Below are 15,018 nucleotides of genomic sequence, written 5' to 3'. Positions count from 1 at the left end.
GTAGGCGGCGAAGTTTTTTCGCCGTCTTTTCAAAATGCTACATTATAGAATAGCGAAAAAGGGTAACTTCATGTAAAATAGATAGGCGCATGCTTTTTTTTGGAAGTAGGTTAAATTATGAGAGGATTTGAGGAAATGAAACTACATACACTGGTCAATCACCTTCAACCGCTTGTTCCTTTCGAGGGTGAAAATCCAGACATATTACACATACATAATGACAATCGTAAAGTAACAGAAGGTAGTTTATTTATTTGTATAAAAGGCTTTACTGTCGATGGTCATGATTTTGCTGAGAATGCGGTGAAGTCTGGTGCGGTAGCCGTTATAGCAGAAAGACCGTTACAAGTGGGCGTACCTGTTGTAATTGTAAAAGATACAAAACGTGCAATGGCAGTTATAGCAGATGCTTTTTATGGACAGCCAAGTCAGAAAATGAAAGTTGTTGGAATCACCGGGACAAACGGGAAAACAACAACGAGTCATATTATCGACCATATTCTGAAAGAGGCAGGAAAGAAAACCGGGCTAATTGGGACCATGTATACGAAAATTGGTGAAGATGTTCTTGAAACAAAAAATACCACTCCTGAAAGCTTAACTTTACAGAACATCTTTCATCAAATGATAGAAAAGCAAGTTGATTGTGCTGTTATGGAGGTTTCCTCTCATGCGCTAGTGGAAGGGAGAGTTCATGGTACGGACTTCGATGTTGCTGTGTTTACAAATTTATCACAGGATCATTTAGATTTTCATGGTTCGATGGAGGAGTATAAGAGAGCAAAAGGTTTATTGTTTGCCCAGCTAGGGAATAAATTTACACTCAATCAACCGAAATATGCTGTACTAAATGCAGATGATGAGGCTAGTGAGCAGTACGCACATTCCACTTCGGCACATATCCTAACATATGGAATTCGGCATGATGCAGATATTAAAGCAACTAATATTTCCATGTCAGCAAAAGGAACCACTTTCTTATTAGTTACTCCAATCGGTTCCTCTAACGTGACGATCAAACTTGTTGGGAAATTTAATGTATATAATGTACTCGCGGCTATAGGTGCAGCAATGGCACTTGGAATTCCATTATCTGTTATAACAGACGCTTTAAGCATCATGGAAGGTGTAGCAGGACGATTTGAACTAGTCGATGCAGGGCAAAATTTTACTGTTATTGTAGATTACTCGCATACACCAGATAGTTTGCAGAACGCACTTGAGACCATTAAAGAATTTGCTGTAGGGAAGACTCATGTGGTCGTTGGCTGCGGCGGGGACCGCGACCGTACAAAGAGACCATTGATGGCAAGAATCGCTTGTGATTATGCTGATGAAGCCATTTTTACTTCTGATAATCCGAGAAGTGAGGATCCGTTTGCGATTCTAAAAGAGATGGAAACAGGGGTTTCAGGAAGAAAATATAAAGTCATTGAAAATCGAAAACAGGCGATTTACGAGGCGATTAACCAAGCCGAAAAAAATGATATTATCCTCATTGCTGGAAAAGGTCATGAAACATATCAGCAAATTGGCAAGGATATCCACCATTTTGACGACAGACTCGTTGCAAAGGATGCTATTTTAGAAAAAAATAAAGCGTAAAGCAAGAAAGGCTAGAATTTACATGATATTATACAAATTTTCACATGAAAAACTTCTGAATACAAAGGAACAAACATATGATATTGCTGTACTACATAAACAGCTTATTCATACTAGTGTTTCCGTGATGGAAAAAGTGGGGGGAAAGTGATGGAGCAAGTTATTTTATTCACCATATTAGTGGGATTTCTCATCTCGGTCATCCTATCCCCAATTTTGATTCCGTTTTTAAGAAGGTTGAAATTCGGACAAAGCATTAGAGAAGAAGGACCTAAATCGCATCAAAAGAAATCAGGTACTCCGACGATGGGCGGAACGATGATTTTATTATCTATCGTTGTTACGACTATTGTGATGACATCGAAGTATTCGGAGCTTTCCGTACAAACATATTTACTACTTTTTGTAACAATAGGGTTTGGTCTATTAGGATTTTTAGATGACTTTATTAAAGTGGTCATGAAGAGGAATTTAGGATTAACTTCTAAACAAAAGCTATTTGGACAAATCGTTATTTCGTTTATTTTTTATTTTATTTTAAGACAAAATGAATTCTCAACAACAGTCTCCATTCCTCTAACAGACATTAGTTTTGACCTTGGTTGGCTGTATGTATTTTTTATCATTTTCTGGCTGGTCGGGTTTTCGAATGCGGTAAATTTAACAGACGGTTTAGATGGGCTAGTTTCGGGGACAGCTGCTATTGCTTTTGGAGCTTTTGCTGTACTGTCTTGGAACCAGGGGGCATATGATGTAGCCATTTTCTCTTTAGCAGTTGTTGGTGCTGTACTAGGATTTCTTGTTTTTAATGCCCATCCTGCTAAAGTGTTTATGGGAGATACGGGATCACTTGCTTTAGGGGGAGCGATAGCTACTATTGCTATCTTAACTAAGCTAGAAATTCTGCTAATCATTATTGGAGGAATATTTGTTGTTGAAACATTGTCTGTGATTCTGCAGGTGATTTCTTTTAAAACGACTGGTAAAAGGATATTCCGTATGAGTCCTTTGCATCATCATTATGAGTTAATTGGTTGGTCCGAATGGAGAGTAGTTGTCACTTTCTGGACAGTTGGGTTATTATGTGCAGTATTAGGAATCTATATCGAGGTGTGGTTGTAATTGAGAGATATTAAAGATTATGTTCATAAAAAAGTACTTGTACTTGGTTTAGCGAAGAGTGGGGTCGGTGCAGCAAATTTGTTGCACCGATTAGGTGCGTTTGTCACTGTAAATGATAATAAGCCATTATCTGAGAATCCTGAAGCTCAGGGGTTGCTTGAACAAGGGATCACAGTTATTTGTGGAAGTCATCCAGTTGAGCTTTTAGATGAAGGATTTGAGCTTATCGTAAAGAACCCAGGTATTCCTTATCATAATGAAATGATCCAGGCGGCCATTGAAAAAGGAATTCCAATTATTACTGAAGTTGAGCTTGCGTATCAAATTTCTGAAGCTCCTTTTATTGCCATTACAGGTACGAATGGAAAAACAACAACAACCACTCTTATTTTTGAAATGTTAAAGGCGGGAAATAAGGCTCCTTTAATTGCGGGGAACATTGGAACGGTTGCGTCAGAAGTGGCTCAGGAAGCTACATCTGAAAATACGATTGTTATTGAACTATCATCGTTTCAGCTAATGGGAATTACAACATTTAAGCCGAGGATTGCTGTACTCACTAATCTGTATGATGCTCATTTAGACTATCATGGTACTAGAGATGAGTATTGGAGCGCGAAAGCAAATATAACGAAGTACCAAACAGATGAAGATTACTTTATCGTTAATGGAGACCAAGAGAGCACATTCGAAATAGGCCAAAGAAGCAACGCAGTCTCTGTTCCTTTTTCTACAAAACAAATTCACCCAAATGGTGCCTACGTATTAGAGGAATCTCTGTACTTTAAAGAAGAAAAGATTATCGAAATCGCTGATATTGTTTTACCTGGTGCGCATAACCTTGAAAATATCCTTTCAGCAGTAGCTGCAGCAAAGCTTACAAATGTTTCAAATGAAGCAATTGTAGAGGTACTGTCTACTTTTACTGGTGTTAAGCATCGTCTTCAATATATAGGAGAGATCGAAGGACGTAAATTTTATAATGATTCAAAAGCAACGAATATATTAGCGACAGAAAAAGCTTTAACAGCATTTAAAACACCTATTGTGTTACTTGCCGGAGGATTGGATCGTGGAAACGGGTTTGACGAGTTAATTCCATTCTTACACAATGTGAAAACCGTTGTCACGTTTGGACAAACAGCTCCTAAAATTGAGGAGGCAGCACAGAAGGCAGGAATAAAAACAATTGTCCGTGTCGATAATGTGGAAAAAGCCGTACCTGTTGCCTTTACACACTCAAGTCCAGGAGATGTGATCCTTTTATCACCTGCATGTGCTAGCTGGGATCAATACAAAACTTTTGAGGTTAGAGGAGACATTTTTATCAATGCGGTGCATAAGCTTAAGTAAGGGCTTGTCTTATGGAGACTATTGAACGTAATGGTATCTAATTAAGGTGTAATCCTCACTGTAAGCCCTAAAACTTGCATTCGAGGTGTGTTCTTTTGCCGACTAAAAAAGCTACTCCAGATCTGATATTATTGATTGTAACATTTACCCTATTAGCGACCGGATTAATTATGGTTTATAGTGCGAGTGCCATTTGGGCTGACTATAAATTTGACGATTCCTTTTATTTTGCCAAACGACAAATGTTGTTTGCTGGGGTCGGAATTGTGGCCATGTTCTTCATTATGAATGTCGATTATTGGACGTGGCGAACTTTCGCAAAATTGATCATAATCATCTGCTTTGTGCTTCTTGTTCTTGTACTCATCCCAGGGATAGGAAATGTAAGAAACGGTTCCCGAAGCTGGATTGGGGTAGGTGCGTTTTCTATTCAGCCTTCAGAGTTTATGAAGCTCGCGATGATTGCGTTTTTAGCTAAGTTTCTTTCAGAAAATCAAAAAAAGATTACTTCTTTCAGAAAAGGTCTGATGCCATCCCTTGGCTTAGTATTTCTTGCATTCGGGATGATTATGCTACAGCCAGACTTAGGGACTGGAACGGTGATGGTTGGAACGTCGGTTGTCATGATTTTTATCGCAGGTGCCAGAATTGGCCATTTCGTGGGCTTAGGACTGCTAGGGGTTATTGGGTTTGTTGGGCTTGTTATATCAGCCCCTTACCGGATTAAGAGGATTACCTCCTTTTTAGATCCATGGGAGGATCCACTCGGAAGTGGTTTTCAAATCATACAGTCCCTATATGCGATTGGTCCAGGAGGATTATTCGGTTTAGGATTAGGACAAAGTAGACAAAAGTTCTTCTATTTACCTGAACCACAAACCGATTTTATCTTTGCCATCTTGGCTGAGGAATTGGGTTTCATTGGAGGCTCCTTTGTTCTGCTTCTATTCGCTTTATTATTATGGCGTGGAATTCGGATTGCTCTTGGTGCTCCAGATTTATATGGTAGTTTTTTAGCAGTTGGAATTGTTGCAATGGTCGCTATTCAAGTAATGATTAATGTGGGTGTAGTTACAGGACTGATGCCGGTTACTGGAATTACTCTTCCATTTCTGAGCTATGGAGGTTCTTCCTTAACACTCATGCTTATGGCCATTGGGGTGCTACTAAATGTTAGTAAACACTCGAAATTATGAGATAGGTAAGCTTAAGAACCCTGTTATTCATGCAGGGTTCTCTTCTGTTTTTTATTACATTTAGATGACAATCGTTCGTTGTTTTTCGATTTGTCGTTTGAAATATAGTAAAATGGGGTAAAACGTGAGGGTGATTTTTTTCAGATTACATCATGATTATCATCGAGAATAGTTGATTTTTCAACGTTAAGGAGAGTGGAAAGAATTGCGTATTGTTGTAAGTGGTGGTGGAACCGGTGGTCATATTTATCCGGCTCTTGCCCTTATTAGAGAGATACAAAAGGAACATAAAGATGCTGAGTTTTTATATATCGGTACCGAAAAAGGATTAGAAAACACCATTGTTAGAAGAGAAAATATTCCTTTTCAATCAATACATATTACTGGGTTTAAACGTAAGATTTCAATAGATAATGTGAAAACGGTGATTAGATTCTTAAAGGGTGTTCAGAAAAGTAAGCAATATTTAAAAGAATTTAAAGCAGATGTTGTCATAGGAACGGGCGGGTACGTATGCGGTCCTGTTGTTTATGCTGCTTCTAAGCTTGGAATTCCAACAATAATACATGAACAAAACAGTGTACCAGGATTAACAAATAAGTTTTTAAGTCGATATGTTGATAAGGTTGCTATTTGCTTTGAAGAAGCTAAAAGCTATTTTCCTCAAGAAAAGGTTGAGCTAACAGGAAATCCAAGGGCATCTGAAGTATTAAATAAGGATGGTATTAAAGGGAAGCTGTCTGTTGGTTTAAAAACGAATGTCCCGTCAGTGCTAGTAGTAGGTGGAAGTCGTGGGGCACGGCCAATAAATGAAGCGATCTTAAAATCATTATCAGTGCTTAGTGAAAAACCTTATCAAGTATTATATGTAACTGGAGAGGTTCACTACGATGAAGTACTTAAAGAAGTGGAACTAGTTGGGAATCCTGATAACGTCATTGTAAAGCCTTTTATTCATAATATGCCAGAAGTGCTTGCAGGGATGGATTTAATTGTTGCTCGAGCAGGTGCCACGACTTTAGCTGAATTGACATCCTTAGGAGTACCAAGCATACTAGTTCCTAGCCCTTATGTAACAAACAATCATCAGGAAAAAAATGCTCGCGCCTTAAGTGATCATGGTGCTGCCATTTTAATGCTTGAAAAAGATTTAACGGCTACTAAATTAATAGAGCAAATGGATTCTCTATTACTTCATAAAGAAAGCTTAAAAGAAATGAAGCAAGCAGCCTATAAATTAGGGATTCGTGATGCGGCCCAGAGACTGTATCGATTAATGGAGACGTTATTAAAAGAAAGAAACAGTCGATAATAATGATTCCTTCGTTTGTAGCCTAGGTTTGACACGATGCATAAGATAAAATAACTCCGACTGAAAGGGGAGGTAGGAATGATTGGATTAGCTGAAGAATTAAAGCAGTCTAAGATTGGAACGGTTAAAGAAAATGAGCCAATGGCGAATCATACAACGATTAAGATTGGTGGACCTGCAGAACTTTTTGTAGAGCCCTCATCAGTAGAAAACTTAGAAACGACCATGAATTTGATCCGAAAGTATAAAGTACAGTGGATTGCTATTGGAAGAGGGTCAAACTTACTTGTGTCTGATCGAGGAATTTCCGGTGTGGTCATTAAGCTTGGTTCAGGATTAGATAAGGTTGAAATAAATGGTACTACACTTACGGTTGGTGGTGGTCACTCACTTGTGAGCTTGGCAACTTCAATCAGTAGAAAAGGATTATCAGGATTAGAGTTTGCTAGTGGGATCCCTGGGTCTGTCGGTGGAGCAGTGTTTATGAACGCGGGGGCACATGGATCTGATATTTCTAAGATACTTGACAAAGCTCTCGTACTATTTGAGGACGGTACATTAGAATGGGTTTCGAATGAGGAAATGGAATTTTCCTATCGAACCTCTGTGCTGCAAAAAAAACGTCCAGGAGTTGTTGTTGAAGCAGTTTTTTCATTGAAAGAAGGAAATAAGGATTCTATTTTTAGTGAAATGCAAAAGAACAAAGACTACCGAAAAGAGACCCAACCTTGGAATTTCCCGTGTGCGGGTAGCATTTTCAGAAATCCACTGCCGAATTATGCAGGTAAGTTGATTGAGGTTGCTGGCCTAAAGGGTTACCAAATCGGTGGGGCTAAAATATCAGAAATGCATGGGAATTTCATCGTAAATACAGGAAATGCAAAGGCAGACGATGTTTTACAGTTAATTCAGCATGTCAAGGATACGATATATGACTTGTATGAAGTAAAAATGGAAACAGAAGTTGAAATAATAGGAATAAAATAGGATGAATGTCCCCCTTACAAAGTAGTGGTATATGGTATAATAAATACTTGGGAAATTACTTATTACCTAAAAAATAACGGCATGATTTCTCGTGCCGTTGTTTTCACTTATAAAAAATTATTGGATTATCTGTTTATTACACAAAATATATTTGCGTTGGTGAGGTGATTGGATTGGATCAGGGGAAAATAGTCTCGATTGAAGAACGGATTCCCAAGTTGAAACAACAAAGACGAAAAAAGGCTAATAGAAGACTGGTCACTTTATTAAGTTTATTCTTCTTGTTAATCGTTTGCGTCGTTTATTTCCAATCACCGTTAAGTCAAATTAAAAAAATAAGTGTTACAGGTAATGACTTATACAAGGCTGAACATCTAGTGAAAAACAGTGGCTTGTCCACTGGTATGAATATTTGGAAGCTCGATAAAAAAGAAGTGGAAAAGGAAATAGAGAAGCTTCCGGAAATAAAATCAGCAACTGTAAAATGGTCATTCCCTAATAATGTATTAATTACTGTAAAGGAATATGATCGGATTGCAGTTATTGCAAAAGAAAATTCGTTTATTCCTGTTTTAGAGAATGGTGAAATACTAGAGGATGATGGAAGTACGAGCTCACCTTCTAATGCTCCAATATTAATTGGTTTTACAGAAGGAGAGATACTTGAAGAGATGGTTAGTAGTCTGAAAGAGCTCCCGTTTGAAATTCTTTACTCCATTTCTGAAGTGAACTATACACCAAAAGAAACGGATCATTTCCATATTTCTTTATACATGAATGATGGAAATGAAGTTAGTGCATCTTTAAGAAGCTTTTCAAAAAAAATGATACACTACCCTTCCATCGTGAGTCAGTTAGATCCGTCACAAAAGGGAGTTATTGATTTAGAGGTTGGTTCGTATTTTAAAACATACGAATCAGGAGGAGTTGAAACAAGTGAAGAAGAGGGTGAAGGGTAAACATGTTATCCTCTCGTTAGTTTTCCTTGTATTAGGATATATGGTGTCTTTTTCTTACCACTTAACTAAACAGGAAAAAGCACAAAATACGATATCGGACAAGCAGTGGAATCGTGATTTAGAACTGCGCAATCAGTTGATTGCTCAGGAAGAAAGAAACCGAGAGCTTCAAAATGAGCTAAAGGAAAAGCAAGATAAAATTGTAGAGATTGAAGAAGAATTAGCGAAGGAAGAACAAGTTTTCTTCAATCTTGCGGAAGACGCAGAGAAATATCGTATGTTTGTAGGTAAAGTTAAGGTGAAAGGGAAGGGAGTAGAAGTGTCCCTTGCTGATGGTGACTACAATCCGAATGAAGAAAACATTAATAACTATATTGTTCATGAGCATCATGTCTTTAAAGTGATCAATGAGTTATATATATCGGGTGCTGCGGCAATTGCGATTAATGGGCAAAGGCTCACACATAATTCCTATATTCTTTGTAATGGTCCAGTGATTGAAGTGGATGGATACCAACATCCTGCTCCATTCGTAATTACGGCTATTGGTGATCCTGATGTGATGACCTCTGCTTTGAATATAACAGGTGGAATTAAAGATATGCTTGTAAGTGACAATATTGAAGTAACGATCGTGAAAAAAGAAGAAGTTATTTTAGATCCACTATTAGGTACTTAACTCGTTTACAAGTTTTGTCCACAAATATTGTAGAAAGCTAGGTGATTATTGCGTGGACAGAAAAAAAATAAATAGCTTGGTAATCATCGGGGTGATTGTAGGCTTTATGCTTGCTATCCAATTTCAAACTGTCTCTAAGCCAGAGGTAAGAGACACAAGGGATACATGGCAGCTTCGTGAAGACTTAGTGAAGGAAAAGGAGCTTCAATCCCGACTGATTAAAGAAATTCGTTCCAATGAAGAAAAATTGAACGAATACGAAACGGAAAGGGAGCAGGGCAAGGGAAATACATTAAGGAATACTCTAGAGGAATTAAAGCAAGAAGCAGGACTAACTGAGTTGTCTGGACCAGGTTTGACGATTTACATAGAACAACTGAATGAAGAATTGATCCTAGGGACTTCAGGTGCTACGCTTTCAGCGGACCTATTAGAACGACTTCTTAATGAAATAAATATGTATGGCGCAAAACATGTTTCAGTCGCAGGTCAAAGGGTGATCAATACAACTGTTATCCGTGATATCAATGGCGAAACGAAAATAAACGGACGTTCCTTAACGAAATTTCCTATCGAAATCATCGTTTTGACGGAGGATTTTACCGTTGCGGAAAAGCTGTACAATCAAATGCAGGTTTCCAAATCAGCAGAAGAATTCTTTATTGATAATCTAACAGTTACCGTAAAGAAGCCTGAGCTTTCCATTACTGTCCCAGCCTTTGAAGATTCCATTCGAATTAGAGGTATGGAGCAAGTAAAATCTGACTAAGGAGATAGTTAATCATGTGGCTTCCCCTTTTAGGATTAATAATTGGAGTCGTCCTAGGTTTATTAACCGATATATCTGTTCCTGAGGAATATTCTAATTATCTATCCATCGCCGTACTAGCTGCCCTTGATACTTTATTCGGGGGAATCAGGGCGCATTTGCAAAATATATATGACGAAAAGGTTTTTGTTTCCGGTTTTTTCTTTAATATTATTCTTGCTGCAAGTTTAGCTTTTCTAGGTGTTCATCTTGGTGTAGACTTGTATTTAGCAGCAGTTTTTGCCTTTGGAGTAAGGCTATTTCAAAATATAGCCGTTATTCGAAGAATTTTGCTAACAAAATGGTCTACAAGTAAAGAAAAATAGAAAAAAATTGTATATTTTAAAAGGGAATATATTAATTTTGCCGAATAATTTTATAGATACAATATTATACGGTCTGAAAAACGGGAATTGTTGTTCAATTTTTGAATTGTTAAAGGAGGTGCCAAAGAATGAACAGCAATGAAATATATGTAAGTCTTGACATCGGTACATCCAGTGTAAAAGTGATCATTGGGGAAATGGTCAATGACTCTTTGAATATTATTGGTGTTGGCAATGTTAAATCCGAAGGACTAAGAAAAGGATCCATTGTTGATATAGATGAAACCGTTCATTCTATTAGAAAGGCAATAGAACAAGCTGAGAGAATGATAGGCATGGAAATTAATAAGGTAATTGTTGGTGTAACTGGGAACCATGTGATGTTACAGCCCTGTCATGGTGTAGTAGCTGTTTCAAGTGAAAATCGTGAAATTACCAACGATGATGTAGCTCGAGTAATTGATGCAGCACAAGTAATATCTATTCCTCCTGAGCGTGAGATTATTGATGTCATTCCTAAGCAATTTATTGTTGATGGACTAGATGAAATTAATGACCCGCGGGGAATGATAGGTGTAAGGCTTGAAATGGAAGGAACGATAATTACAGGTTCTAAGACGATTTTACATAATACTCTTCGATGCGTAGAACGTTCTGGATTAGAAATTCTTGATATTACTTTACAACCACTAGCTTCTGGTGCATTTGCACTCTCAAAGGATGAAAAAAACTTAGGTGTGGCACTCGTTGATATAGGTGGAGGGTCAACAACCATTAGTGTCTTTGAACAAGGATTTTTGCGAGCAACAAGTGTACTTCCAGTTGGTGGAGACCATATAACAAAGGATATCTCGATTGGTCTTCGCACATCTACTGAAGATGCTGAGAAAATAAAAACGAAACATGGACATGCATTTTATGACCATGCTTCCGAGGAAGAAGTGTTTAGCGTACCGATTATCGGAAGCGATCAGCATCAACAATTTAACCAGCTTGAAGTTTCAGATATTATCGAAGCAAGAATGGAAGAAATTTTTGACCTTATTCAAAATGAAATTAGACGTTTGGGCATTCGTGATTTACCTGGTGGTTATGTGTTATCAGGTGGAGTTGCAAACACTCAAGGAATTCTTGAATTAGCTCAAGTGGTTTTCCAAAACCGAGTTCGCATTGCCATTCCAGATTATATTGGAGTGCGTGAGCCGCAGTATACTACTGCAGTCGGTTTAATAAAATTCGCTTACAAAAATGCTAAAATACAAGGTAGGTCTATTGGTAACAGTACGGCTGCCTCTGAAACAAAGGAAAAAAGAGTTCAAAAGCAGCCACAACCAAAAGCAAAACCGGACAAGCAGCCGGAAGAAAAAATGACATCACGAGTGAAAAAATTCCTTGGTTACTTTTTTGAATAGTGTTTTCAATTGACCGCTACCGGGAATATCGACGAATTAGGAGGATACGTCATGTTGGAATTTGATACAAATTTAGATTCATTGGCAACTATAAAAGTAATCGGCGTTGGTGGAGGCGGAAATAATGCTGTTAATCGTATGATTGAGCATGGCGTCCAGGGTGTCGAGTTTATTGCTGTAAATACAGATGCTCAGGCATTGAATTTATCGAAGGCAGAAACTAGAATGCAAATTGGGGGAAAGCTTACTCGCGGACTTGGAGCAGGAGCAAACCCTGAAGTAGGAAAAAAAGCAGCTGAAGAAAGTAGAGAACAAATTGAAGAAGTGTTAGCTGGAGCGGATATGGTTTTCGTTACAGCTGGTATGGGTGGCGGAACTGGAACAGGAGCTGCACCTGTTATTGCTCAAATTGCTCGTGAGTTAGGGGCATTAACAGTAGGTGTTGTAACAAGACCATTTACGTTTGAAGGTAGAAAGCGTTCGACTCAAGCTCAAGGCGGAATCTCTTCTATGAAGGAAGCGGTTGATACACTTATTGTGATTCCAAACGATCGTCTTCTTGAAATTGTGGATAAGAGTACGCCAATGCTTGAAGCTTTCCGTGAGGCTGACAACGTTCTTCGTCAAGGGGTTCAAGGTATTTCTGACCTTATTGCAACACCTGGTCTTATCAACTTAGACTTTGCTGACGTAAAGACAATTATGTCTAACAAAGGCTCAGCTCTTATGGGGATTGGTGTAGCTGCAGGAGAAAACCGTGCAACAGAAGCAGCGAAAAAAGCCATTTCTTCTCCGCTTTTAGAAAAGTCCATTGATGGAGCTCAAGGTGTGTTGATGAACATTACTGGTGGGTCAAATTTAAGCCTATATGAAGTACAAGAAGCAGCAGACATCGTTGCTTCAGCATCAGACCAAGAAGTCAACATGATCTTTGGTTCAGTAATCAATGATAACTTAAAGGATGAGATTGTTGTAACCGTCATTGCGACTGGATTCAACGAAGACATTTCTCAACCGAAACCAACAAATCGTCCATCATTTGGGCAACAAAAACAATCAGTAGCACCTACAAAGCCACAAAGAGAAATCATTCGTGAGGAGGAGTACAATGAACCTGTACGTCCAACTACTTCACACAGCAGTGACGATACGTTAGATATACCTACTTTCTTACGTAATCGTAATAGAAGGCGATAGGTATACCCTATCAATACAAAAAGCAGAATTCGACCAGAATTCTGCTTTTTATTTTGTTTTAAGAGGAAAATCTATTTTCCCAAACTCATATGAGAAATTTTGACAAAAAACGGAGGGATTTGTGAAAATCTCTTCTTTTTTGTGTACATAAAGTGACACACTTCCAACATCTATGTACGTTATACTTTTTCATAACAGAATAATAGATTGAAAAAGGAGAAACGAGCAAGGAGGAAAATCTTTGACACTATATTTAGATGTGATTTGGCTGCTAAATCTCCTTTTCGATACGTTACTTCTTTATTTAACTGCCATAATAGTAAAAAGAGAGTATAAGATTTGGAGACTGTTTTGTGGAGGACTCATCGGATCCTTCATTATTATATTGGCTTTTACTCCTTTTCAGAATTATTCTGGTCATCCTATTGTGAAATTAGCATTTTCTTTAGTGATGGTTCTTGTTACCTTTGGATTCAAAAGATTACGTACCTTCATACGTACGACGATGACCTTCTATTTCGTTACCTTTTTGGTAGGGGGAGCTCTTATTGGGGTTCATTATTTCATTCAGTTTGATAATCAATTGACATCCTCTGTGTTAATAGGAAGTGTAAAGGGATTTGGTGATCCGATTAGCTGGTTTTTTGTTCTCATAGGCTTTCCGATTGCATGGCATTTCTCCAGATCAAATATTGAACAATTTGAAATGACGAAAATACAATTTGATCAAATGGTTTCTATTCACATTCAGATTGGAGAAAGTCATTTGACATGTAAAGGGCTTATAGACAGTGGGAATCAACTTTACGATCCTCTCACCAAAATGCCTGTCATGTTTGTTTCTGTCCATAACCAATTAGACACGATCCCTGAATCCATTAGGAGACTTTCAAGTGAAAAGGATGAAATCATTTATGGATCCGTCTCTCTTCCAACTGAATGGGAAAATAAGCTCCGGATTATCCCATATAAAGTAGTTGGACAAGAGCATCAGCTTATCATTGCTATTAAGCCTGACCAACTTCAAATTGAGATGGAAGAAAAAATAATACAAGTGGACAAAGGATTAGTTTCCTTTACAACCCAGCAGCTTTCCTCTGACGATACGTTTCAATGTATTGTTCATCCAAAGATGATAACAGGTGTCGCAAAGGTGAAATCAGATGTAAAGGTAAGCTAATAATACTATACTCAGAAAAACATAAATTAGAAGGAGGACAACTCATGAAAAGTATAAAACTTCGACTTTCTTATTACTGGTATAAATTATTAATCAAGCTAGGACTCAAGACAGATGAGGTCTTCTATATAGGTGGAAGTGAGGCATTGCCTCCTCCGTTATCTAAAGAAGAAGAGGAAGTGTTGCTTCAAAAGCTTCCGAGCGGGGATAAAGCAGCGAGGTCCATCCTCATTGAGAGAAATTTACGACTTGTCGTTTATATCGCTAGAAAGTTTGAAAATACAGGAATTAATATTGAGGATTTAATTAGTATCGGAACCATAGGTTTAATTAAGGCAGTAAACACGTTTAATCCTGAAAAGAAAATTAAGCTAGCTACATACGCATCAAGATGTATTGAAAATGAAATACTCATGTACTTACGGAGAAATAATAAAATTCGTTCAGAAGTTTCCTTTGATGAGCCACTGAATATTGATTGGGACGGTAACGAACTGTTATTGTCCGATGTATTAGGAACAGAAGAAGATATTATTACAAAAGACTTGGAAGCCAATGTTGATAAAAAGCTTTTATTAAAAGCATTGCATCAGCTGAACGACCGTGAAAAACAAATCATGGAGCTGAGATTCGGATTAGGTACAGGGGAAGAAAAAACCCAAAAAGACGTCGCTGATATGCTTGGTATATCACAATCCTATATTTCAAGGCTCGAAAAAAGAATTATTAAAAGACTGAAGAAAGAGTTTAATAAAATGGTTTAGATCAATTCTTCGTAGAAAGAAAAATTTTTTACGATAAAATTATATGTGTAATACCTTGTCCTACAGACATTTATAGGAAATTCTAAGTATGCATGTCCATTTTGGATGTGCATATTTT

At 37.8% G+C, this 15,018-nt stretch carries 14 protein-coding genes; all 14 read left to right on the top strand.

The genetic code is table 11. The features are described 5' to 3' along the window. Positions 1–135: 135 nt before the first annotated feature. The 14 genes from ACRX5O_RS08270 to sigE all read left to right on the top strand — a co-directional run bounded on the left by ACRX5O_RS08270 (position 136) and on the right by sigE (position 14,900). The gene (locus ACRX5O_RS08270; protein WP_433905491.1) at positions 136–1,605 is read left to right on the top strand and encodes a UDP-N-acetylmuramoyl-L-alanyl-D-glutamate--2,6-diaminopimelate ligase; all 1,470 of its coding nucleotides are present in this window, start codon (positions 136–138) and stop codon (positions 1,603–1,605) included. A 147-nt stretch (positions 1,606–1,752) separates the two neighbouring features. Beyond that, on the top strand, positions 1,753–2,727 hold the full coding sequence (gene mraY / locus ACRX5O_RS08265; RefSeq protein WP_433905490.1) for a phospho-N-acetylmuramoyl-pentapeptide-transferase: 975 nt from the start codon (positions 1,753–1,755) through the stop codon (positions 2,725–2,727). Continuing rightward, positions 2,728–4,080, top strand: a complete 1,353-nt coding sequence (murD, locus tag ACRX5O_RS08260; protein WP_433905489.1) for a UDP-N-acetylmuramoyl-L-alanine--D-glutamate ligase — start codon at positions 2,728–2,730, stop codon at positions 4,078–4,080. It abuts the gene before it with no gap. 95 nt (positions 4,081–4,175) lie between these two features. Next, the gene (gene spoVE / locus ACRX5O_RS08255; RefSeq protein ID WP_433905488.1) at positions 4,176–5,276 is read left to right on the top strand and encodes a stage V sporulation protein E; all 1,101 of its coding nucleotides are present in this window, start codon (positions 4,176–4,178) and stop codon (positions 5,274–5,276) included. Between the two features lie 205 nt (positions 5,277–5,481). Next, positions 5,482–6,588, top strand: a complete 1,107-nt coding sequence (murG, locus tag ACRX5O_RS08250) for an undecaprenyldiphospho-muramoylpentapeptide beta-N-acetylglucosaminyltransferase (RefSeq protein WP_433905487.1) — start codon at positions 5,482–5,484, stop codon at positions 6,586–6,588. A gap of 78 nt (positions 6,589–6,666) precedes the next feature. Continuing rightward, positions 6,667–7,575, top strand: a complete 909-nt coding sequence (gene murB / locus ACRX5O_RS08245) for a UDP-N-acetylmuramate dehydrogenase (RefSeq protein ID WP_391558306.1) — start codon at positions 6,667–6,669, stop codon at positions 7,573–7,575. A gap of 164 nt (positions 7,576–7,739) precedes the next feature. Continuing rightward, a complete protein-coding gene (locus ACRX5O_RS08240) occupies positions 7,740–8,534 on the top strand; it encodes a cell division protein FtsQ/DivIB (protein ID WP_433905486.1) in 795 nt (264 codons plus the stop codon). Beyond that, positions 8,512–9,213, top strand: coding sequence for a DUF881 domain-containing protein (locus ACRX5O_RS08235; protein WP_433905485.1), 702 nt, complete (start codon positions 8,512–8,514; stop codon positions 9,211–9,213). The genes ACRX5O_RS08240 and ACRX5O_RS08235 overlap by 23 nt, the downstream gene beginning before the upstream one ends. Before the next feature lie 52 nt (positions 9,214–9,265). Beyond that, positions 9,266–9,982, top strand: coding sequence for a DUF881 domain-containing protein (locus tag ACRX5O_RS08230; protein WP_433905484.1), 717 nt, complete (start codon positions 9,266–9,268; stop codon positions 9,980–9,982). A 14-nt stretch (positions 9,983–9,996) separates the two neighbouring features. Continuing rightward, positions 9,997–10,347 (top strand): small basic family protein, encoded by a 351-nt coding sequence (locus ACRX5O_RS08225; protein ID WP_119707461.1) that lies wholly within the window; start codon positions 9,997–9,999, stop codon positions 10,345–10,347. A 128-nt stretch (positions 10,348–10,475) separates the two neighbouring features. Then, the gene (gene ftsA / locus ACRX5O_RS08220; RefSeq protein ID WP_251515876.1) at positions 10,476–11,759 is read left to right on the top strand and encodes a cell division protein FtsA; all 1,284 of its coding nucleotides are present in this window, start codon (positions 10,476–10,478) and stop codon (positions 11,757–11,759) included. Positions 11,760–11,810: 51 nt separating this feature from the next. After that, on the top strand, positions 11,811–12,956 hold the full coding sequence (ftsZ, locus tag ACRX5O_RS08215; RefSeq protein WP_251515874.1) for a cell division protein FtsZ: 1,146 nt from the start codon (positions 11,811–11,813) through the stop codon (positions 12,954–12,956). A gap of 241 nt (positions 12,957–13,197) precedes the next feature. Then, entirely contained in the window at positions 13,198–14,136 is a 939-nt protein-coding gene (spoIIGA, locus tag ACRX5O_RS08210) for a sigma-E processing peptidase SpoIIGA (protein ID WP_433905483.1), read from the top strand. Positions 14,137–14,180: 44 nt separating this feature from the next. Beyond that, positions 14,181–14,900 (top strand): RNA polymerase sporulation sigma factor SigE, encoded by a 720-nt coding sequence (sigE, locus tag ACRX5O_RS08205; RefSeq protein ID WP_066053008.1) that lies wholly within the window; start codon positions 14,181–14,183, stop codon positions 14,898–14,900. Positions 14,901–15,018: the final 118 nt, after the last annotated feature.

The organism is Robertmurraya mesotrionivorans (assembly GCF_050971805.1).
GTDB lineage: Bacteria > Bacillota > Bacilli > Bacillales > Cytobacillaceae > Robertmurraya_A.
Note: the sequence above shows the minus strand (reverse complement) of the source record. Positions and strands in the feature narration are given on the sequence as shown.